The organism is Hominibacterium faecale, assembly GCF_020734085.1.
Classification (GTDB): domain Bacteria; phylum Bacillota; class Clostridia; order Peptostreptococcales; family Anaerovoracaceae; genus Hominibacterium; species Hominibacterium faecale.
In genome coordinates this window covers 335,604-357,324 of sequence record NZ_JAJAGH010000001.1, presented here as the reverse complement: position 1 = coordinate 357,324, position 21,721 = coordinate 335,604, and the positions used below count along the sequence as shown (strand labels likewise).

Here is a 21,721-nt window from a genome sequence, read left to right as displayed (position 1 = left end):
GGGGTGCCGGGGCGCTTTACAAATAAAGATGCCGGGGCGCTTTAGGCGGCCCTGGCTCCCCCGACGCCCCAAAATCAAAAATTTTCGCCATTTCTATTCGAAACCGGCCTTTTCGCAGTCAAAGTCCATAGAAAATCATGCGAAATTTCGCTTCAGGCCGGTTCATCCCGGTTGTTATTTGCAACTAACCGCATACAAATTGCTCGCTCGTGGCTATTTGCAGCAAGTAAATAGCATCCTTCGAACCGCCGTGGTTCAAAAACAGCAAAATGCCCTGTTTTTCTATGGACATTGCTTCCAAAACAGGGCATTTCGAATAGGATTCGGCAAAAAAAGTTTTTTTCCCGGGCAAAACTGAGCCCAGGCGGCCTAAAAGGGCGTCACCTGCGCCAGCAGGTTTTCCAAATCCGCCCCGGTTGCCTGCCGGGGATTGGTCGTTGTGCAGGTGTCCGCCAAAGCGGCCTCAACCATCTCATCCTTTAAAGCACAAACTGCATCCGGATCCACATCCAGCTTTTTCAGAGTAGAAGGAATGCCGAAAGTAGCCTCCATCTCCCGGATCCGGCGGATCAAGCTGTTTACCGCCACTGCCGTATTGGCATAAGGCAGCCCGATCAGTTTGGCCATCCGTTGATATTTCCTGGCCGCCAGCGTTATCTCCCCCGACTCCAAGTTCGCGTTAAACGCCAGCACATGGGGCAAAATCATGGCATTGCTGCGGCCGTGGGAAATATGAAACTTGCCGCCCACCGCATGAGCCAGACTGTGGCAGATCCCCAGGCCGGCTGTGTTAAAGGCCATGCCCGCAAGGCAGGCTGCATTATGAACCTTTTCTCTGGCGACAAGATCATTGCCGTCTTTATATGCCTGGGGCAGGAAGCGGAACAGCAAAGTCGTCGCCTTTTCCGCCAGCGCATCGGTAAAATCCGTAGCCTCTGTGGAAACATAGGCTTCCAGCGCATGAGTCAGAGCATCCAGGCCCGTATCGGCTGTGATGGCCGGCGGCACAGTTTTCACCAGCTCCGGATCCAAAATCGCCACCATAGGCTGAAGGGACTGGCTCACAAGAGGATACTTGATCCCTTCCTCCGCATTGGTAATCACAGAAAACTTGGTCACTTCCGAGCCGGTGCCGCTGGTAGTCGGTATGGCATAGCACTCTTCCACATCCACATACTTCATCTGTCTGGACAGCTCCCGAATAGCCTTGGCCGCATCGATGGAGGAACCGCCACCCACTGCGATCATAACCTCAGCCTTGCACTCCGCCAGACACTTGATCCCTTCCGCCACCACTTCCACCGGCGGATCGGGAATAATATCGCTGAACACAGAGACGGAGCAGGAATCCAGGTGCGACTTAATCTTGTCCACCATGCCCGACTGCTCTATAAAGCTGTCGCAGACGATGAGCACACGCTTATCCTTTATCTCATCCAACCGGCCGAGAGAATTCTCGCCGAAAAACACATTGGTACTAATACTGAATTCTTTCATTACAAAATTCCCTTCTTCTTTAGTGGGGCGTCCCGAATAAGTTTAGAACAACGACGCCGATTAAAATCAAAATAATCCCGAAAATCCCTGCCGGAGTAATAGCCTGCTTGAACAGAAACACGGAAACCAGCGTGGCCACCACGATTCCCAGTCCGGACCAAATCGCATAGGCAAAGCTGAGATTGATATGCTCCAGGGCCCGCGCAAAGCAATAAAAACAGATGCCGTAGGACGCAATCGTAATCAGGGACGGCCACAGCTTGGTAAAGCCTTCCGTATATTTTAAAAAAGTAGTTCCAATCAGCTCGCCGCCGATGGCAATGGCTAAAAATAGGTTGTACATAAACTTCCTCCCATATACCTACCGGCTCCGATAGGATGTATGCAGCAGCTTTTCGGCCAGCGGACCCAGAGGCTCCCCGTAAAATTCCCGATAAACCTGTGCTACCTGGGGATTATCGATGGAATTTCGCAGAGACATCCTGGCATCCTCTGCATACATGCTGCTGATCCTGCTCCTTCTGATATCATCCACAACCGGCACGCAGTGCATCTGGGGCTGTCCTGCACCGCTGATGCAGCCGCCGGGGCAGGTCATAACTTCCACAAAATGATAGTCCGAAATGTCCCCGGCCAGGAATTTTTCCGCATTGGCAGTGCCGTAGACAACCGCCACATTAATTTGTTTTCCAGCAAGCTCCACTGCAGCTTTTTTCACCCCCGTAAGGCCGCGGACTGGTTCAAAATCCAGCAGATCATCAGCATGAGGCTGGCCGGTCAAGCTCTGAAACGCCATGCGCAGAGCCGCTTCCATCACGCCGCCGGTATTTCCGAAAATAACCCCCGCGCCGCTTCCTTTGCCCAGAATAGAATCAAACTCAGCATCGGCAAGCTCCTCAAATACGATATGTTCTTCCTTCATCCACTGGGCCAGCTCTTTGGTGGTGATCACATAATCGTTATCCCGCATATCGCTGCGGCCCACAAGATTTCCCGCATCCGCCAGCTCCGATCTGCGAATCTCCGCCTTTTTCGCAGTGCAGGGCGTCACATTGACTGTCACCAGCTTGGCCGGATCGATGCCGGCCTTCCCGGCAAAATAAGTCTTGATCGTCGCACCCTGCATACCGATGGGGCTCTTGGCCGTGGATAAATTGGCAATCAGCTGGGGATGATAGGTTTCCACATATTTTACCCAGGCCGGACAGCAGCTGGTAAACTGGGGCAGCGGCCCGCTTCCTGTAAGCAGACGGCTGAGCAGCTCGCAGCCTTCCTCGATAATGGTCAGGTCAGCGGAAAAGGTCACATCGAACACATAGTCAGCGCCCAGAGCCTTCAAGGCAGCCACCATTTTACCTTCCGCCCAGGTGCCGGCTTTATCCAGAAACGCGTCCCCCAGGCCTACCCGCACAGAGGGCGATGTGGAAAAAACGACAACTTTTTCCGGATCCCCAATCGCTGTACGGACCAGATCGATCTCCGAACGGAGGGTAATGGCCGATTCGGGGCAGGCAGCGCTGCACTGGCCGCAGTTGATACAGGAAAGCTCCGCCTCCCCGCCGGCCCCAAGAGCCTGAGTCCGTCCGGCCACGCCGATCTCTTCTTGGCACACAGCCAGACAGTGGCCGCATTCCACGCATAAATCCTTATCCTTAACGATGGCCGGATTATCCTCCGCTACTGCGACGCAGCGATCATATGAATTCATGGTCATGATCTCCTCCTCACATCTACAGTCCCAAGCCATTGCGCTTTTCCAAAATGACCGCTTCCAGCGCCGCCGCAGAAGAAGACACATCCGTATCCACCATCAGGCGGCCGCCGGTAATCTCCTCCATCTGCCTGGTTAAAACATCCAGCGCGATCGGGCTTCCGGTCACAAAAGGCGCCAGTCCAAGATGCACCGTAAAGCCAAGAGCCAGCGCGAATGCTCCGTCGGCCAATGCCTGCTCTTCCAGCCACTGGGGCGCGGAAATTACGATGGGCAGCTGTGGAATATCGATCCCCAGCGCCTCTGCGATTTCTCCTGCCACCAGTTCCATACGGCCAATGGCCAGGCATGGGCCGAAATTGAGAACCGGCGGAATTCCCAGGGACTGGCAGACCTCTCTCAGGCTATCCCCCGCAAGAGCCGCAGCCTCAGGGCTCATCAGTCCGCAGTTCTCCAAACCTCCGCAGGTACAACCCGCCGACAGCACCAGAATATCCTTTTTAATCAACTCTTTTGTCAGCTCCACCGTAAAGACATCGTGGCCTTTGGCCCGCAGGTTGGAACAGCCCACGACTCCGGCGATGCCCTTAATCTTACCCTGCTTGATCAGATCGATGAGCGGCGCGTAGCTTCCGCCGAGGAATTTTTTCAAAGTCACTTCCGTAACGCCGGTAATGGCATTGGAATATCCATGGGAAGCCATGGGGTTCTTTCTCCCTCCCCAGTCCTGCTTTGCGGCCGCCTGGGCCAGGACGAAATCCAGTGTCCGGGCTTCCTCCGAATCCGCAGCCACCTTGCCCAGAGCATCAGAAAGCTGCACAAACAGACTCTGCACATCGCCCGGCACGCTGACCTTCCGCTTGCGGAAGGATTCAACTGCTTTTTCCACCACAGTCTGGCTGATTTGTTCCCGCTCCTGATAATGATACGGCAGATATTCAGCATTGGCCTTCTTAGCCACATCATCGAGACAGATCTGGGGAATTCCCAGCTCCTGGCAGATGGGCTCGATCCCAGGGATCGTACAGTTGAATTCGGAGAGTACCAAATCAATGCAGCCTCCGGCCAGAACCGCTTCGCTGGTATAGTTGTTTCCGGCATGGCCGCAGAATGCGTCGGTACCGGCTGCCTTGCGCAGTTGGAAATCCTGGCCCACGCAGGTGCATCCCACGATTTTGACAGCCTTAGCGCCCGCCTGCTCCGCCAGGGCCCTGACCTTTTCCGAAGCCAGATACTCCTGTAAGTGACCGAAGAAGGCATGCTGATGGCCGGTAATCATAATATTGATGCACTCCGGGTCCACAACCTGAAGACCCACCGGCTCAAAGCCAATCTCCCCTTCGCCCATCAAAACATCGTTGATCAGGTTGGTCAGAACCAGTCCGTATACGCCTGTGGAAATCCCCAGCCGCAGACATTGGAGCAGCATATCCGTGGGATCGGAGTTGAGGTTGGTGGAAGTCTTAACAAGGGCATTAAAAATTTCATCTTTGGCCCCTCCCGGCATGAGTCCGGTCTCTTTCCAAAGCTGGGTCCGCATGGGATAAGCAATCTTTTCCACCAGCTCCATCTGCTCGTCCACGGGCCGCCTCAAATCCGAAAGAACCGCATCGGCTGCCTTGGCCGCCCGATCCCAATCGCTGAATCCGCTGATATTCAACAGTTTGCAGAGCCGGTCCAGGGCCCCGATACCTTTCAGCTCCGCCCGGTCTTTTGCCGTCTGCTTCAGCTGCCTGGCCGCGTTTTCCACAACGTGAATATAGCAGCCCGAACCGGCAGCCACGGAGCGGAGAAAATTTCTGACCGCAATGGTATCCGCATCAGCGCCGCACACGCCTTTGGGCCTGGCCGGAGAAATCCGGCAGGGCCCGTTGGAGCAGAGGCGGCAGCAGACGCCGGAAAGTCCGTATCCACATTTATTTTCCTGCTGTATCATTCTATGATGGGACGTTTCCACATCCAAACCTTCAATAAATTGTTCCAGAACCGGATCTGCATCCGGACATATTGCTCGCTTATCTGCCATAAAAAATCCTCCCTTTAGTAAAATGCCCGCGGCCTGCCGCAAAAGGCAAAGTATGGTGATTGATGTTGCAAATTGACCCGCTTTCATCAACTTGAAACAGCAATCCGCATAGTTCTCAACATACAGCACCCCGCTCTATGCAGAATTTAAAATGGGGAGGCGGACATGATATCCACCTCCCGCACTTTTTCTTTGGGTTTCTTTCCTATTTATATAGGAGTGTCAGGAAAGCCCTCCCTTATTTTGCTTCCTTCTTTGCAGGCAGAATGTCTTCAACTTCTGCGTGAGGGCGAGGAATTACGTGTACAGAGATCAGTTCGCCTACTCTCTGAGCAGCAGCAGCGCCTGCATCTGTAGCAGCTTTAACAGCGCCCACATCTCCTCTTACCATTACTGTTACCAGTCCGCCGCCAACATGTTCTTTACCGATCAGGTAAACGTTTGCAGCCTTTACCATGGCATCCGCAGCCTCGATGGAACCTACTAAACCTTTCGTTTCGATCATTCCTAATGCATCATACTTAGTCATCTTTTTTTCCTCCTAAAAAATTTTATGGTTTTATTTATGAATTTTAACTTTTGATAACGAATTGAGATTCATCGCATTGGCTTCTTCCGTGTCAACGTGACATTCCAGAGCCGATGCGTCGTTTGCCCTTATGGCGACATTGCTGTAACTTCCCCCTCGCGGACCTTCAATCTGGATATCCACGATCTGGCCGTCATGCACGCCGTAGCAGGCGGCATCCTGCGGTGTCATATGAATGTGCCTTTGAGCGACAATCAGACCTTCCCTGGTCTGAACCGATCCTTTGGGACCGATAATCGTGATCCCCGGTGTTCCTGCCAGGTCTCCCGACAGTCTGGCCGGAGCAGTAACGCCCAGTTTAAAACCGTCTCCTGTCAAAATCTCGACCTGTGTCTTGCTGCGGACAGGTCCCAGGACCCGAACCTTTTCAATCGCCCCTTTGGGGCCGGCGATGGTTACGGTCTCCTTACAGGCAAACTGTCCGGGCTGAGACAGATCCTTGATCGGCGTCAGCTGATAGCCGGCTCCGAAAAGGGCATCCAGATCTGCCTGGGAAAGGTGGAGATGGCGGTTTGAAACTCCTACCGGGATCCCGTCAGGTTCCTGCTGCACTCCGGAAGCATTAGACGTCGAATTGACTGCTTCCAGGAGGAGCTTTAGGACAGCTTCATAATTTGCGTTTGCCATCTTCTATTCTCCCTTCATCGCACTGACCAGTGCGTTGATCATGTCCTTGAGCTGCTCGGTATCGATAGGCTGATCGCTGGCAGCCGGAGCTGCCGCAGTATCGGCGCAGCTGTTGCAGCCTGTGCTGTAGGAAATGCCGCTGTTCTGGTATTCAGCAGGGGAAAGATATCCCGCTGTGCTGCCGCAGTTGGGAGCCGACGTAGGTGCAATCGGTGCCGCTGGTGCCGGTCTTCCGCAGCTTGTCGTCGTCATGCCGCCCGCCGGAGCACATCCGCCCTGGCCGCATGCCGCCAGTTCCGGATGATTAAAGGTCGGGTCATCTGCTGCCAGTGTAGCACAATTCTTTGTTCCGTAGGCAACTTTTTTGATATTGATCAGATGCAGCGGGCTGACGTTTTCCGAAACTGAGCTGCCGCCCCATGTTCCGCATCCCAGAGTGAAGGATGGGAGCAGACCGGTGCTGGCTCCTGTGCCGCCCATGCTGCTGCCGGTGTTTACCAGAATTCTGGAAGCCGGCTTTCTGGTGAATTCCAATACAACGTTTCTGTCTTCTGTATGCAGGCTCATGGTATGGCCGATCCCGTTCTGAAGAAGCTCGATGCTCAGGTCGCAGGCTTCGTGCCAGTCTTTTACCACATAGAATGCCAGTACAGTCGTCAGCTTTTCGTAGGAAAGCGGATATCCGTCGCCGACGCCGCCCTGAGGTCCGATGAGAACCTTGGTATCTTCTGGAATGGTAATTCCGGCAGCGGTAGCAATTCTAAACGGTGATCTGCCCACGAACTTGGCGTTCATGCTGTGGCCGTTTTTGAAGAGCAGTTTGCATACTTTTTCTGTCTCTTCCGGTGTCATGAAGTAGCCGCCCTGTCTCTTCAGTTCTGCAATAACCGCATCTTTGTTGCATTCTTCGCAGATGATGGACTGTTCGGAAGCGCAGATGGTTCCATAGTCAAAGGTCTTACTGGCAATAATGTTGGTTACGGCCTGCTGCACGTTGGCGGTCCGTTCTATGTAAGCCGGTGAGTTTCCCGCGCCTACGCCCAGTGCCGGTTTTCCGGCGCTGTAGGAAGCTTTTACCATTCCAGGTCCGCCCGTAGCGATGATCATCTTAACTTCCTTGCTGTGCATCAGCTCGTTGGTAGCCGGCATGGACGGCATGGAAATGCATCCGATAATGTTTGCCGGTGCTCCTGCTTCAACCGCTGCTTCGTACATCAGGCTGGCCGCCTTCTGGGTACATTTTGCAGCCGATGGATGGGGCGAGAAAACGATGGCGTTCCTCGATTTAATGGCGATGATGGATTTGAAAATCGTTGTGGAAGTCGGGTTGGTGGAAGGTACGATTCCCATCAAAAGTCCGACCGGATCGGCAACCTCGATGATCTGGTTAACCGGGTCCTCATTGATAATGCCCACTGTTTTCATATCCTTAATGGCATCGTACAACAGCGTTGAAGCCATGTGATTTTTGTATGTCTTATCCTCTACTTTACCAAACCCTGTTTCTTCCACGGCCATCTTTGCCAGGGAAACGGCGTTGGCTTCCGCCACACGAACCATGTTTCTAATAATTTTGTCTATCTGTTCTGCGGTATAATTTGCGATCTGTTCAGTAGCGATCTGTCCCAGACGGGCCAGATTTCTTACTTCCTGTACGGACCGTAAATCATAATCCATATTTTCCATATTGTGGCACCTCCTTTTTTATTTTGCTATTTCTGACTGTAGTATTTTCTGAATTCTTCAATCAATGCAGTCTTGTTGGCCTTCGAAATCAAACGTCCCGCAATGCCAAATTCTTCATATTCTCTGGCCAGGTTTCTCAGTTTGACTACCTTGCAGTTTTCCAGTACTTCCACTGCTTTTTCCGCGCCTAGTTTGGAGACCAGCTTATCCATATCTTCTTTGTGCATCGTAGTTATGTCCGCTTCGATCTCTTCTTCTACGTTCTCTGCAGGCTCAGCATCTTCCGGTTCCGCCTCTTCTTCAGGCTCGGCCTCAGCCGGGCTTTCTTCCTCCTGCGGCTCATCCTCTTGCTGATGAAGCTCGCACAGCGGTATGGGAGATACAATGGTTTCGCCCAGTTCAACGTGGGGTCTTGGAATCACATGCTGAGAAACGAGAAGCTCTGTTCCCAGACGGGACACCGCCGCAGCTGCCGCATCGATAGATGCTTTTACCGCTGCCACATCGCCGGTAATGGTTATGGTAACCAGTCCGCCGCCGACAAAGGTCCGCTCCAGGAGTCTTACCTCTGCTGCTTTGAGCATGGCGTCCGCACTCTCAATGGCTGCCAGAAGCCCTTTTGTTTCAATCATTCCCAGTGCTTCCATCGGTTATCCTCCTTGCTATTAGTGAGTCGCGTAGAATACTTTGACTTTATCAGGAGAGCCGAAGGTCAGCTTGGAACCGTTCTGGAAGAACAAGCAGTCTCCCGGATGAGCGGTAAAGGTTCTGCCGTCCAGTCCCACCGTCAGCGTTCCTTCCACAACGTAGTAGATCTCTTCGCAGGCTACATCCCATGGGAACTGACAGTTCTCAATGGTCATAAATCCCGCGTTCATGGAAGAACCGTCGTCGGCTCCGATCAGCTCATTGTAGAATACCTTGTCCGCCGGATTTCCTGTGTCCAGAACTTCCCATTTTGCGGTATCGCCGCGGACCAGCTTGACACAGCCGTTTCCGTCGCTTTCCGCCACATAAGGAACATCCTGCCCCAGGCTGCCAAGTACAGCCCCCAGCTGGCCTTTTTCCATCAGTGCGGTCAGGGCTTTATAGATCAGCTCGCTGTCAATACCGGCTGACTGCTGCGGTGCGGCGTCTCCGCAGGGAGCAGCGTCCTGATTACAGCAGCATGCGGGTTCCGGCTCTGTAGAAAATTCGATTCCACAGGCGCTGGCCGCATCTTTGGCAGATGGAGTGATAATGGTATCGGCATCGATGTACATTACCTTCTTACCCTCTTTGTCCAAAGCCTCGACTTCTTTTGCACAAATCAGTCTTTTCATGCCTTCACATCCTTTCATCTATTTGCACAAGAAATATCTTCAATTTATATTAATGCTCTGCCCTCTGTTACAGTAGAGACGGCACGAGTCTGTCGGATGGTGAAGGAATTACTTCTGCGTTAACCAGAAGTCCCTTCTCTTCTGCGATGGCCTGACCTGCTGCCGTTCCTGACTGCACGGCGGCCACATCGCCGGTGTAGGTGAAATATGCTTTTCCGCCGAGCCCGTTGCCCAGACGCAGTTCAATGGGTTCCAGCTCCGCGGCCTTTAAAATCTGGTCCGCACAGATGATCATGGTAGCCAGTGAAAAGGATTCCATGATGCCCACCGCCTGAATGCGCTCCGGCATGGTCGACCCTGTGATCGCCGGGAACACACCCGGATCCACATTGGGGATCACGATGGAGTCAACGAAAAACTCTTCTGCCATCCGCTCGCCGATCTGCACCGAATCTTCCACTGCGGCCACATCTCCGTGAACGATGGCGATATATTTTCCCGGGCAGGTGGACGCCGCTGTAACGATCTCTACTTCCGAAATCTTTACCATCTGGTCCGCTGCGTATATGCCCCGGGCAATACTGTTAAATTCAACCATTCCTATTGCTCTTTGCATTTCAGTTCCTCCTTATCTCGATATAATCGGCAGTTACTTCCGAAACAACCCCCGAAATGCTGCTGTGAATGGCAGCGGACAGCGCGCCTTCCGGAATTTTTCCGATCATCTGACCGGCCTCTACGCGGGTTCCCGGCGCAACGATGGGTTCTGCCGGAGCACCAACGTGTTGTCTGGTTGCGATTCGGATCATCTGAGGAACAATCCCTGCCTCCGCCATGGGAGCCGGAAGGTCGAAGTTTCTGAGTCCAAGCCTTGCGATCAGCCGCTTGCTTGGCACCAGCCGGTAATTGCGGATGGACCTTGCTTCAAATTCCGTCTTATCCGGCGTATACTTGATCTTCTGTTCCGCCATCATATCCTTGAAATGCAGGTTGGCCATCTTGGGATGGAGTCCCGCCGGACAGGAGAACAGTTCGCACAAGTTGCACTGGCAGCACAGCTGGGCCATTTTCTGCCCTTCCAGATCATCGATGGAGTAGTTCAAAACCCGCATGATCTTATGAGGCTGCATATTGTGCCCCAGCAGATATCTGGGACAAAGGTCCGTACACATCCGGCACTGTTCACAAGTGGCTTTATTCACTCTCCTGGCCTGATCAGGCGTAACTGATTTTTTGCGGATCAGGAAGTGATCTTTTTTCAGGACCACGAAGCCCTTGTTTTTCTTAGTGATAAATCCGCCGATATCCGTCATCACCGGCCCCATCATCGGGCCTCCGTCAATGACCGCGTAATCGGTAAAATCTTCGATGCCGGAAAGTCTCAGCACATCGATAATGGGTGTGCCCACCGGCACCTTCACCGTCACTCGGTTTGGTACGTCTCCGGCTACTGTGATATATTTTTCTGTGACCGGCTGCCCCTGAGAAGCCTTGAAAATATTCAGCGCTGTCTCGGAATTGACAACCACGCATCCCACCTGAATGGGAATGCCGGTTTCGGGAACGACTCTGCCGGTGAGCTGATAAACCAGCACCTGCTCGTCACCCGCCGGATAGATATCGGGAAGCTCGCTGACTTCCACGAAGTCTCCGACTCCCAGCACCTGTATCCGTTCCTTTAAGAGCGCGATCACCTTTCCGTGTTTCTTTTTAATTCCGATCAGCGCTTTTTTTGCGCTCACCAGTCTGCCGGCTGCTTCAAATCCTTTGATAATTTCATCGGGATAGTCTGCCATCAACTGCTGGTCTACCCGCAAAAGCGGCTCGCATTCAGCCCCGTTGAGAAGGATGTAATCGGCTTTGGACGTGAGTTTTGCGTGGGTTGGGAATCCCGCTCCGCCCGCTCCGATAATACCGGCATCCTTGATCTGCTCTAGAAGACTCATTCTTGCACCTCCCCTTTATTCAAAGCTGCAGTCCTCATCTATGATGCCGACTACGACTGCGTCCACCGGGATATCGTCATCTCCCAGCATGCGCCGGGCCGAAGAGCCTGTGGTTACGATCACCCGGTCTCCTATGCCTGCGCTTATGATATCCACTACGATGATCCTGCGCCCCGCATCCGAGCCGCCGCCGATGATTTCAGCCTGCATCAGTTTGAGACCATTGAGTGAGTCTGCCTTTCTCGTGGACCAGATGTGGTCCACCAGTCTTGCTGTTAACATATATCCTTACCTTCCTCTGCTTTGCGTTTGATCTCGGACAGCGCCGATTCCACCGAAGCCGTGTCACCGAAGATCGCCAGCAAAATCATGTTCTGGGGACAACTGCCCCGGATATCTTCCACAGTAACGCCGACGGCCTTTTCCGCCACATCCGCGGCGCAGACCATTTCAATCATACGTCCCTGCACCAGACCGATGGCATCGACGCACTCGGGCATCTGGGTTTTCCCCGATCCCTTTCTGCGCATCAGAATGTCGATGGTACCTTGTGATGGGGATTTTATGATTCTGATTTCCATCGTCAGCCTCCTGCTTACATTTCCTCCTGTTTGCAGCTTAAGGCAATGCCCAGCGGCGTTACAAACATCGGATTTTTTGGTTTGTGGGTGTAAACCCCGGTTTTTTTCTCTATGATATCTTCAATGCCAGTCAGACAGCAGGTTCCGCCTACTAGAGAAAGCTCCTGTACATCGTAGTCCTTGATGTGCTGGGAAATAATCGATGAAACCTTTTCGATCACCGGCTGCAAGACCGGAATCAGCTCCCTGTGATTCTTTTCATCCCGCTTGTAGAGCTCCGCCTCGTCAAAGGATTTGCCGTAAGCCCCTGAGATGACCAGGGAAAAGTGGGTTCCGCCCGTAGGCTCATCGGCTATGTACACCACTTTACCATCCCTGAGGATGGAAATACCGGTGGTGCCGCCGCCGATATCCACCACAGCGCCATTTTTCATTTTCAGCACTTCGTTGGCTGCCGTAGATTCATCCAGCATGTTGGTCAGTTCAAATCCGGCTCCCTGAATGACGTTTTTCACAGCTCCCGAATCCAGCAGATCAGTCCCCGGCGGAATGGCTCCCGCGGCGTAGATCAGTTCGGTATCCAGTTTTTCTTCGATTTCTTCCTTCAGCTCGCGGACGATCTGTACGGCGCCGATGTAGTCCACTACCATGCCGTCGCGGACAACGTCCGCATAGCGATAGGCTCCGGCTACCGGCCGCTTGTTCTCATCCAGCACTGCGACCACTACGCAGGCCGTTCCCAGATCCACTCCCGTATAATAGACGGAGGATTTTTCTCTGATTGGACGATCGATGACCTTTTCAAAATCTGCGACCATCTGATCGCAGTAATCAAAGGTTACATGCTTCTCTGACATTCTTTACCTCCAAGCGCACCGCATATCATCTGCGACAGGCGGTTGATAATCTGATTAAGCTTTCCTGAAACCTGGTCTGAAAGCTGGGTGTCCAGGAAATCCGGCAGATCCGCGTCCAGCTGGGCAAGCTCACTGCGCAATCTGTGAAGTAGGAGCATTTCGCGTCCTTTCTCCATCTGCATGTGAAACTCTGTGATTTCAAAGCAGTCGCCCAGGTTCTGGGAGAAATTTCCGCTGTCTATGCCGCTGCAAGGGCTCAGGCACAAGTCCTTTGCCTCGCATTTGCCATCAGCGGCGCTGCCCAGGCAGGCGAACTGGCGATAAAGCTCCGTCAGCTGCTGAGATACGCAGACATCCTTTTCCAGGAGCTCTTCTGCCGTGAGGAGAAACAATGCCTGCATGGATTTCATCCTGCTGCAGAATTTCCTCTTTTGGTGTCCGTCTCCCGCCGGTGCCTCCGCCTTTTTTTCTCCAGGCGGCGGAGTTTCTTTTCCTTTGCCGCTTATGAAAGGATCCGATGGGTCATACATGTTGATGCCCCGGTCCACCAGGAACTGTCTTGCTCCCGGCGTCAGCCTTTCTCCGGGCGAAAGGTCGTAATTTGTAAAGGGCTGTTTTCTATACAAATCCCGCAAGTCTTCTTCGGTTATGAACTTCATGATAGACCCCTTACCTTTCTTTTAACTCTGATAAATAACGTTTTAATTCTTCAATGCCTGTTCCATTTGGAACACTGACCTTAAAATAAGGTTCTGCTGCTCCGATCATCTTCAGCTGCCGGATACAGACGGCTTCGTTCTCCGGAGCAAGGTCGCTCTTGCTGATGATCCCGATTACCGGGCATCGAAAGGCTCTTGCAAATCCGTGGGAGTAAACCTCCGCGCATCTGGACTGGTCCACCAGCGCCAGCATGCACCATGCGTCCTGCGCCAAAGCAATCATATGTTTGTACATCCAGGCGTTTTCAATATACGCGCTGGGTACGTCGATGGTATTGGGCCCGTAGATCGTGTCCTGCGTCCGCCGAAGCGGCCCGTCGTAATCGTTGATAGCATTGACAAGCGTCGTCTTGCCGCAGCCCTTGGGTCCGACCACCATAATTCGCTTTTTTCTCATGTTCGTGTAATTGGTACGGTGGTAAAATCCAGCAGACTGCAGAGGGTTTCGGTGACAGCCTTGAGGGCGGTCTCCACGCTCTGCACGTCTCCGGAAATGACCACGGACCCTGTAAAACGGTCCAAAAATCCGATTTCCACGTCAGCAGTTTTGGTGGCAATGTCGGCCGCGATAATGGCGGTCTCATAGGGGGACAAAGTTAAAATTCCGATGGCGCCCCTGTCGTCGATCCCAAGCCGCTCGTAAATGTCGGACATGGGGGAGGCGATGACATGGGCAATGGTGACCTGTTTACCGGGCACCGATTCTTGTATGATGCGTTCCATCGCTTTTTCATTCATAATTCCCATAAGTTTTGCCTTTCTGCCGGGTTTCTAATGTCTGATGATTGAAACCGGAAAATCATACTCTTTGATCCAGCCTTCGATCCTGTCCAGGTCCTCATCGGTAAGGCTTGGGTCTCCGTCAATGGGATAATCCATGCCCAGCTGTTTGTACTTGTTGACTCCCAGCTTGTGATAAGGCAGCAGGTCGATTCCTTTAAAGTTTTTATAATCCCTGTAGGGCATCAAAAATTCGATCACGCCGCGTATTTCCGCTTCGCTGTCGTTGATGCCTTTCAACATGGGCATTCTGATTTTTATGTTATATCGTTTGTGAAGAAGTTCTTTTAAGTTCTCCAGAATCATTTCATTGCGCACGCCGGTCAGCTCGAAATGCCGGTCCGGATCGATGTGCTTCATATCGAAGAGAAACAAATCCACAAACTCGGCGATTTTAAAAAGGTTCTCTTTTTTCGCATAACCGCAGGTCTCAATCGCCGTATTGATTCCCATCTGTTTACAGGCCATCAGCAGATTTGCCGCTGCCTCCGGCTGAGAAGTGACTTCCCCGCCTCCTAAGGTGACGCCTCCTCCCGACTGTTCGTAGAAAGCTCGGTCTTCCTCGACATATTCCAGGAGCTCGGAAATCGTATGCTGCTCACCGGCGATGGTCAAAGCCGAATATGCACAGGCATCTACGCACTGGCGGCAGCCCAGACAGTCGATGCTCCGATCGATGATGTGCTCGCCGTCCTTGGAAATGCTGTGTATTCCCGCCGGGCAGACAGGTACGCAGGCACCGCAGCCTACGCACGAGCCAGCCTTGAGCATGACCTGGTATTTTTTCTCCAGCCCTTCCGGGTTGGAACACCATTTGCAGCGTAGAGGGCATCCCTTGAAAAAGATCAGGGTACGGACCCCCGGCCCGTCATACATGTTATATTTTTGTTTGTTGAAAATGAACGCTTTTCTTTCGATCATATTCATATTGTTATCGCTCATCTCTGTCTCCTGCTTTCGGCTTCTTGCGGTTTGTTTGCCGCTGCCTGAAAATTAATTTGCTTTCTCAGGCAGCGTTATATGGGTTTAAAGCCAACTTGGTTTCTTGTTTTAGAGCTCTGTCAGCATGGTTCTGCTGATGATTTCATCCTGTACATCCTTGCACAGCTCTGTGAAGAAGGCGCTGTATCCGGCTACACGGACAACCAGGTCCTTATAGTTCTCAGGATGTTTCTGCGCATCGATCAGCGTATTGTTGTCCATGTAGTTGAACTGCATTTCGCCGTTGCCAAAAGCGCATGCCGTACGCAGCAGGGTGATAATGGCGTTTTCCCCTTCCTGGGTGTCCAGTAGCCCTGCCATCAGCTTGAAGTTGTGCACAAGACCGATGTTCATGTTATCGTTGGCCATCTTGGAAACCGACTTGATGATGGCCGTCGGGCCCTTAAAGTCCGCACCTTGTGTCGGGCTGATTCCGTCGGAAAGCGGTGACCATGCGGCTCTTCCGCCTGCCGATGCGCCGGTCAGCTGACCAAACGGAGTGTTGTTGGAAATGGACAAAGTTCCGTGGCTCAGAGTCGAGTAGAGCGTCTTGTACTTTCTGTGCTCCATTTCTGTGAAATTGATCAGATCAGCTGCGATCAGGTCGGCATAATCGTCGTCATTGCCGTATTTCGGCGCTGCCAGGCAGTCTGCCTTGGCCTGGTCATATCCTACAAAGTCCGCTTTCAGGACTTCGTTAAGCTGCTGCAGGGTATATTTCTTATCATCGAATACCAGCTTTTTAATCGCTGCCATGGCGTCCGTATAGGTTGCCAGTCCCGACCAGATTACGCCAGGTCCGAAGTTATACATCGCACCGCCCGAGGAAACGTCCTTACCTTTTTCCATACATCCTTCATACATGATGGACATAAGCGGTTTTGGAGCCAGATCTCTGTGGACGCGCTGAGAAATAACCGTAGCCACACTGGTCCACTTTGTTATGTACTTGATCTGTTCCTTTACTGCGGCATCGAATTGTTCATATGTCTTGAACTGATCCAGGTCTCCCAGATCCGGTGTAACTTGTTTGCCATACCAGAGCGGAACACCGTGGTTCAGCACCAGTTCAATACAGATCGGCCACTGAGTATAGGAGGTTGACGTCCACTGATAGAGTCTGCCTGCTTTCTGCGGTTCAACGCATCCCATAAGGCAGTAGTCTCTGGCATCCTCAATGGAAACGCCCTTGGCCAGCATCATCTTGATATGAGTATCGTCGAAGTGACAGGCTGGGAATCCCATTCCGGAACGAATAACGTCTACGATTTTCTTTAGATATTTCTGCGGTGACTTGTTATGAATACGGCAAGCCAGCGAAGGCTGATAAATCTTTACGTGTCTTACGGCATCCATCAATAAGTAGGTCAGTTCGTTGGTTGCGTCCCGGCCGTCTCTTGTGATACCGCCCACGCACATGTTTACGAAAGGCTGGTAGCCTGCGAAGAACTTGGAACCGCCTTCGCTGGTGATCCACATCATCTCCGACATCTTGACCAGCATACAGCCTGCCAGATCAAACGCTTCGTAATTGGTCATCCTGCCGGAATCGATATCAGCCTTGTAGTATGGATACATGTACTGGTCCACACGTCCGATAGACATACCGGTCTGGTTTTCTTCAACCGGCAGCAGGGATTCGATCGTCCATACGGCCTGAATCGCTTCCCAGAAGGTTTCCGGTTTATGAGCCGGAACTTTGGCGTTGATTTCTGAAATTTTCTGCAGTTCGCATTTTCTGGTCGGATTGGTTTCTTTTGCAGATAATTCCGCTGCATACTGTGACATACGTCTGGCGTAGGCCATAACACCCTCTGTTGTTTCGATAACGGATTTATAGAAATAGATTTTATCCAGGTCATCCGGGTTCTCGTAGTCCAGCTGAGCCAGGTGATCCCTTGCTTCCTGCTGGATATCCAGCATACCTTTCTTCATCAGAATCACATCGTATCCAGGATTAGAGTCGCCGCCGCCATTTACTGCGTGATATGAGCAGTCAGAAACAAAGGATTCTCCCGACAGTTCCCATACGCCGGCTTCGCGGTACTGACTCTCACAATATTCATCGACAGATTTTCCTTCCCAGAACGGAAACAGTTCTTCCCTCATATACTTCTTGTCTTCTTCGGAAATGTAAAACGGGTCCTGGGGACGGTTTCCGATGGTATCGATTTCATCTACCATCCATCTCCATGCGATGTCAGGGGAAAAGGCTCCTGCACGAGGTGCTCCGTTGGGTGCACCGACAATCAGCTCATTATCCTGAATAACCAGGGGGGCCGTTTCACAGCAATAGCGGAAGCATTTTGCTCTCAGCAGGATTTTCGGCATTCCCGGGTTTTCCTTGGTGATTTTGGTAACGGCCCGAGCTCTATGTGTAGTGATGGACGGAACCTGTTCCAAGAAGTTTGCCTTTAGTTTTACCAGACGTTCGGTCGGACCTACCGGTACTCCGTCTTCATCCACCTCAGTGGTTGGCGCCGCTGTAGACGAATAATAAGCCGGGTGATCGCCGGTCGCTTTCGCTGCGCCTGTCGCCTGCGGAGGAACCTGAGCCGGTGTCATATTTGAAATATCGCCCGATACGGCTTCAAACATCTTCATCAGAGATGCGCGTTCTTCATCGGACATGTTTTGTGTAGCTTGTGCAAGCTTATTTGAAAATTCACGAATATCCAAAACTCTTACCTCTCTTCTTTCTTCAATACTCTAAAAAATAACCATTTCTATCACAAAGCATCTGCTGCTTTATCCCAGATTCTTCAGAGCCTCCTCCAGGATTTTCTGCAGCACCTGCAAGCTTTCATCGTTATTTGTGCCTGTGTTTTCAGCGCTTTGCGCCTTGGCTGGGCTGCCCTGGGGAATTCCCAGGCCGATCTCTTCGATCTGCCTTACTCCATATCCGACTTTTCTGATATAAATCAAATTCATCGGTGAAACGTTATCGGAGGTGATTCCCTTGCCGGCCGATCCGCTTCCCAGGGTCATAGCCGGGAACAGATTGGTGGTCGCTCCCATGCTTCCGAAGACTGCCGGCGTGTTCACCAGCATTCTGCCCACTGGTTTTTTGAGGGCGAACTGGCGGATTACTTCCGGATCCTTGGAGTGGATGACCAGCGTATGTCCGTGACGCTCTGACAGGAGCAATTCAATACATTTCTCACAGGCATGCATCCAGTCGTCTTCAATGTAGTAGGCCAGTACCGGGCAAAGCTTTTCTCTGGAGTAAGGGTTGTTTTCCGATACGTATTTCTGCTGGGAAATCAGCACCCTGGTGCCATTTGGCACCGCAAACCCTGCCCGCTTTGCCAGCTCGGCCGCGGTTTTACCCACCAGCTCCGGATTGGAACTGCCGTCGGGATAGTAGAACATCCGTCCCAGCAGGTCCGCCTCCTCATCGGTCATGAAATAAGCGCCTCCTGCAACCAGCTCCTGTCTGACTTCTCCGGCAATACAGCTGTCAACCACGATTGATTGTTCGGCAGCGGATACCACGCCGTTATCAAAGGTCTTGCTGGCGATGATATCAGAAACAGCCTGGCGGATGTCGGCGGTCCGTTCGATAAAGGCAGGACCGTTGCCCGTGCCTCCATAGATCACCGGCTTTCCCGATTGGTAAGCCGCATCCAGCATACCCGGTACTCCCGTATCCATGACCAGCGATGTGCATCTGTGATTCATCAGCTCTATGGTTCCCGCCGGTGTAACCGTATGCAGATAGGTCAGCGCTCCTTCCGGAAGGCCGTACCCTTCGGCGGCCTGGATCAGAATGTCCAGCGTCTTGCCGATGGTTTCTTTCGCCCTGGGATGGGGTGAAAAAATCACGGCATTTCCAGCTTTGATTGCAACCAGCGCCGTATAGATTGTCGTCGATACCGGGCTGGTGGCCGGAACTAGGGATGCGATCACTCCTACTGGAACGCCCACATCCATCATCTGTTTTTCTTCGTCTTTCTTGATAATGCCCACACACCGCATGCCCCGCAGCTTTGTCGGCAGATACTCACAGGCAAACCGATTTTTTATGTATTTATCCTGCCATATTCCATAATCGGTCTCTTCACTGGACATCACGGCCAGCTCTTTGGCATGCTTGGCGATTTCTTCCGCCATGCGCTCCGTGATCTCGTCCAGCTTTTCCTGGGGAAAGGTGGCCAGCGTCTGCTGTGCTTCATGTGCGTTCTCCGCCAGGATACGAGCTTCTTGGATGGAGAGCAAATCGTAATCAATTATATTCATTTGCATCTCTCCTTTTCTTTCCTCGTTTTCGAAACGATTTATTATTCAGTATAAGGAAGTAGTTTTTCCATATCATACTGGCTGGTAATTTTTTTCAGATCCTCGTGGGGTCTTGCAATAACAATCGAGCTGTAAACTTCGGTTCCCAGTTCTTCGACTGCTTTAATTCCTGCTTCTACTGCTGTTTTGCAGGCTCCAACGTCACCTTCTACCAGCGCTGAGATATATCCGGAAGCGGTATTTTCAAATCCTACCAGCTCTACGTCCGCAGCCTTGCACATAGCATCAGCCGCTTCGATACAATAGACGATTCCAAAGGTTTCAATCATTCCCAACGCTTCTGTCTTAATAGCCCCCGGTTCTAATAATTTTTCGTCGCACTGGGTGTCAATGTCATAAATGGATACCACATCGCCGATGGGTTTGATCGGACGGGGAATCACATCGGTAGCAGTCAGTTTGCCGATGGCCTCTGCTGCCTGAGCGCCTGCCTTGATTGAAGATTTGACAGCTGCCACGTCTCCTTTGATGAACATGGTTACCAGGGTGGAACCTACGTTTTCATAGGAAAGCAGTTCAACCTCGGCAGCCTTCAGCATCTTGTCGCATGCTTCCAGAGCAGGAACCATTCCCACTGTCTCCAGCATGCCAAGCGCCTGTTCTGCATAATATCTTGCCATAACAAGAATCTCCCTTCTTCATGTAATATTGCGGGGAAGCCTTGGCCGCCCCGCAGCTTATTTAGTGATGTAATTAGTCTTTGATATAACTGTTTATTGCATCGATGCCGTCCTGAGGGGCACGATAATAAATAACCAGGTTACCCTTTTCATCCAGGTCGACCCTGCTTTCTTCAATCAGGCCGTTGGATGCAGCTGTCATCAGCGCTTCATCCATTTGTTTGTCCTTGAACGCCCGGAATCCGCTGTAATCAGCCTTCAGCGCTTCCTGAACATCTGCTCTGCAGGCTTCAACGCCTGACGCAAAATATTTTAATATTGCAAAGTTCAAAGGTTTCATACTGTTTATGCCTCCTTCCTTGATGCTCTATCCTGTGAAATAGCCAGGATAACAATACCGATTACCATTACGATGGCTCCAACCCATCCCTGCCATGGGATCGCGTAGCCTTCGGTACCAAAGATCAATCCGCATACGATGAAGCACCAGAATGGTCCCCAGAATGCATATGTACCGTTGCAGCCCATGCCCAGCGCCGCGCCGCACATGGAAGCGCCTTTGTACCAGAACTTGAAAGAGAAGGATGCAAATACACCGCCGATTACAAACATCCAGATGGATGGAGCATCTACCAGCGCCTGGCCCACAAGAGCAAGTCCGGAACCGATTCCGTCTCCGCCGATCAGGGAAAGGAAGCTGACGAGGATTACCCCGTTGATCAGACCGGATGTGCACTGACGAATAACGATCGCTACTTCGTAGTCAACCATGCTGCATGCGTATCCGCCGACAGCGCCTTCGATCCCCCAGCCCAGTGCCGCGCAGAAACCAGCGATGATACCGATGATCGTTGTTGCGCTGAATCCAACGCCGCCTTCAAATCCTGTGCTTCCGATAAGAACGGCAGCGCCGAAGCAGACTACGATACCGCAGATCATGCCGCCGGATAGGGCTTGTTTGTAAATAATTCTGCCGATAATGGCTCCGATTGCCGCGTTCAGTGCCGCGATGGGGATGATGATGGAACCAGCCATCTGCAGGCCTACTACGTAAGCCGTGGATGCCAGCGGTCCGCCGATGATCGCTGCCACGATCAGAATCTTACCAGGCTTGGAACGCAGGGATCTTCCGAAATCTCCCAGTCTGCCGATGATAGCCGCATAGATGATGGACCATACGGCGGAGCAGATGTCGTTAACAGCTGCGCCTGCGGAACTGAGGGTGTAGACCAGCGCAAACGCGGACAGCGTGCTGGCTGGGCCGTACCAATCCGCCCACACGCCTGTGGCCATACCCTGTGTCATGAAGGCGGTGTAGCCTCCGTACAGGAAACCGGACATCAGCGCGATAAAGATACCTTTGATTCTGAATGACTTTTCCATTTGTCGTTTTGCTTCCAGAGCACCTGCTGGTGCACTCATAGCTCTCTCACTCATAAGTTTCTCCTCTCATACTTTAAGATAATTGCTGCTTTATATT

At 52.1% G+C, this 21,721-nt stretch carries 22 protein-coding genes and 2 pseudogenes; all 24 read right to left on the bottom strand.

Features of this window, described 5'->3' with window-relative positions:
* Positions 1 to 369: 369 nt before the first annotated feature.
* On the bottom strand, positions 370 to 1,497 hold the full coding sequence (locus tag LG211_RS01615) for a 1-propanol dehydrogenase PduQ (RefSeq protein WP_148395634.1): 1,128 nt from the start codon (positions 1,495 to 1,497) through the stop codon (positions 370 to 372).
* 19 nt (positions 1,498 to 1,516) lie between these two features.
* The gene (locus tag LG211_RS01610; protein WP_148395633.1) at positions 1,517 to 1,840 is read right to left on the bottom strand and encodes a DMT family transporter; all 324 of its coding nucleotides are present in this window, start codon (positions 1,838 to 1,840) and stop codon (positions 1,517 to 1,519) included.
* Between the two features lie 18 nt (positions 1,841 to 1,858).
* The gene (locus LG211_RS01605) at positions 1,859 to 3,211 is read right to left on the bottom strand and encodes a [FeFe] hydrogenase, group A (RefSeq protein WP_269476908.1); all 1,353 of its coding nucleotides are present in this window, start codon (positions 3,209 to 3,211) and stop codon (positions 1,859 to 1,861) included.
* A gap of 16 nt (positions 3,212 to 3,227) precedes the next feature.
* On the bottom strand, positions 3,228 to 5,234 hold the full coding sequence (locus LG211_RS01600; RefSeq protein ID WP_269476907.1) for a carbon monoxide dehydrogenase: 2,007 nt from the start codon (positions 5,232 to 5,234) through the stop codon (positions 3,228 to 3,230).
* Between the two features lie 238 nt (positions 5,235 to 5,472).
* The gene (gene eutM, locus LG211_RS01595) at positions 5,473 to 5,763 is read right to left on the bottom strand and encodes an ethanolamine utilization microcompartment protein EutM (protein WP_148395630.1); all 291 of its coding nucleotides are present in this window, start codon (positions 5,761 to 5,763) and stop codon (positions 5,473 to 5,475) included.
* A 30-nt stretch (positions 5,764 to 5,793) separates the two neighbouring features.
* Positions 5,794 to 6,450 carry a phosphate propanoyltransferase gene (locus LG211_RS01590; protein WP_148395629.1) on the bottom strand — a complete coding sequence of 219 codons (657 nt, stop codon included), beginning with the start codon at positions 6,448 to 6,450 and terminating at the stop codon, positions 5,794 to 5,796.
* A gap of 3 nt (positions 6,451 to 6,453) precedes the next feature.
* The gene (locus LG211_RS01585; protein WP_148395628.1) at positions 6,454 to 8,136 is read right to left on the bottom strand and encodes an acetaldehyde dehydrogenase (acetylating); all 1,683 of its coding nucleotides are present in this window, start codon (positions 8,134 to 8,136) and stop codon (positions 6,454 to 6,456) included.
* 395 nt (positions 8,137 to 8,531) lie between these two features.
* A pseudogene (locus LG211_RS20185) lies at positions 8,532 to 8,783 on the bottom strand (BMC domain-containing protein); the annotation flags it as partial.
* An 18-nt stretch (positions 8,784 to 8,801) separates the two neighbouring features.
* Positions 8,802 to 9,458 (bottom strand): cupin domain-containing protein, encoded by a 657-nt coding sequence (locus LG211_RS01575; protein ID WP_148395626.1) that lies wholly within the window; start codon positions 9,456 to 9,458, stop codon positions 8,802 to 8,804.
* Positions 9,459 to 9,525: 67 nt separating this feature from the next.
* The gene (locus LG211_RS01570; RefSeq protein ID WP_148395625.1) at positions 9,526 to 10,074 is read right to left on the bottom strand and encodes a BMC domain-containing protein; all 549 of its coding nucleotides are present in this window, start codon (positions 10,072 to 10,074) and stop codon (positions 9,526 to 9,528) included.
* A 1-nt stretch (position 10,075) separates the two neighbouring features.
* Entirely contained in the window at positions 10,076 to 11,404 is a 1,329-nt protein-coding gene (locus LG211_RS01565; RefSeq protein ID WP_148395624.1) for a 4Fe-4S dicluster domain-containing protein, read from the bottom strand.
* 15 nt (positions 11,405 to 11,419) lie between these two features.
* The gene (locus LG211_RS01560; protein WP_148395623.1) at positions 11,420 to 11,686 is read right to left on the bottom strand and encodes a EutN/CcmL family microcompartment protein; all 267 of its coding nucleotides are present in this window, start codon (positions 11,684 to 11,686) and stop codon (positions 11,420 to 11,422) included.
* Positions 11,680 to 11,985 carry a BMC domain-containing protein gene (locus LG211_RS01555; protein WP_148395622.1) on the bottom strand — a complete coding sequence of 102 codons (306 nt, stop codon included), beginning with the start codon at positions 11,983 to 11,985 and terminating at the stop codon, positions 11,680 to 11,682. The genes LG211_RS01560 and LG211_RS01555 overlap by 7 nt, the downstream gene beginning before the upstream one ends.
* Before the next feature lie 14 nt (positions 11,986 to 11,999).
* The gene (eutJ, locus tag LG211_RS01550) at positions 12,000 to 12,842 is read right to left on the bottom strand and encodes an ethanolamine utilization protein EutJ (protein WP_148395621.1); all 843 of its coding nucleotides are present in this window, start codon (positions 12,840 to 12,842) and stop codon (positions 12,000 to 12,002) included.
* Complete coding sequence (locus LG211_RS01545; protein WP_148395620.1) at positions 12,824 to 13,501, bottom strand: hypothetical protein; 678 nt, start codon at positions 13,499 to 13,501, stop codon at positions 12,824 to 12,826. The genes eutJ and LG211_RS01545 overlap by 19 nt, the downstream gene beginning before the upstream one ends.
* 10 nt (positions 13,502 to 13,511) lie before the next feature.
* Positions 13,512 to 13,958, bottom strand: coding sequence for a EutP/PduV family microcompartment system protein (locus LG211_RS01540; RefSeq protein WP_148395619.1), 447 nt, complete (start codon positions 13,956 to 13,958; stop codon positions 13,512 to 13,514).
* Positions 13,955 to 14,299 (bottom strand): ethanolamine utilization microcompartment protein EutS, encoded by a 345-nt coding sequence (gene eutS, locus LG211_RS01535; RefSeq protein WP_465250771.1) that lies wholly within the window; start codon positions 14,297 to 14,299, stop codon positions 13,955 to 13,957. The genes LG211_RS01540 and eutS overlap by 4 nt, the downstream gene beginning before the upstream one ends.
* 33 nt (positions 14,300 to 14,332) lie before the next feature.
* Complete coding sequence (cutD, locus tag LG211_RS01530; protein ID WP_148395617.1) at positions 14,333 to 15,283, bottom strand: choline TMA-lyase-activating enzyme; 951 nt, start codon at positions 15,281 to 15,283, stop codon at positions 14,333 to 14,335.
* Positions 15,284 to 15,391: 108 nt separating this feature from the next.
* Complete coding sequence (cutC, locus tag LG211_RS01525) at positions 15,392 to 18,001, bottom strand: choline trimethylamine-lyase (RefSeq protein WP_148395616.1); 2,610 nt, start codon at positions 17,999 to 18,001, stop codon at positions 15,392 to 15,394.
* A gap of 69 nt (positions 18,002 to 18,070) precedes the next feature.
* Positions 18,071 to 19,561 carry an aldehyde dehydrogenase family protein gene (locus tag LG211_RS01520; RefSeq protein WP_227754755.1) on the bottom strand — a complete coding sequence of 497 codons (1,491 nt, stop codon included), beginning with the start codon at positions 19,559 to 19,561 and terminating at the stop codon, positions 18,071 to 18,073.
* Positions 19,562 to 19,602: 41 nt separating this feature from the next.
* Positions 19,603 to 19,911 (bottom strand): BMC domain-containing protein, encoded by a 309-nt coding sequence (locus tag LG211_RS01515; protein WP_227754834.1) that lies wholly within the window; start codon positions 19,909 to 19,911, stop codon positions 19,603 to 19,605.
* 90 nt (positions 19,912 to 20,001) lie between these two features.
* A pseudogene (locus LG211_RS01510) lies at positions 20,002 to 20,208 on the bottom strand (BMC domain-containing protein); the annotation flags it as partial.
* Positions 20,209 to 20,314: 106 nt separating this feature from the next.
* On the bottom strand, positions 20,315 to 20,581 hold the full coding sequence (locus LG211_RS01505) for a hypothetical protein (RefSeq protein ID WP_148395613.1): 267 nt from the start codon (positions 20,579 to 20,581) through the stop codon (positions 20,315 to 20,317).
* Between the two features lie 5 nt (positions 20,582 to 20,586).
* Positions 20,587 to 21,678 carry a hypothetical protein gene (locus tag LG211_RS01500; RefSeq protein ID WP_148395612.1) on the bottom strand — a complete coding sequence of 364 codons (1,092 nt, stop codon included), beginning with the start codon at positions 21,676 to 21,678 and terminating at the stop codon, positions 20,587 to 20,589.
* Between the last annotated feature and the right edge of the window lie 43 nt (positions 21,679 to 21,721).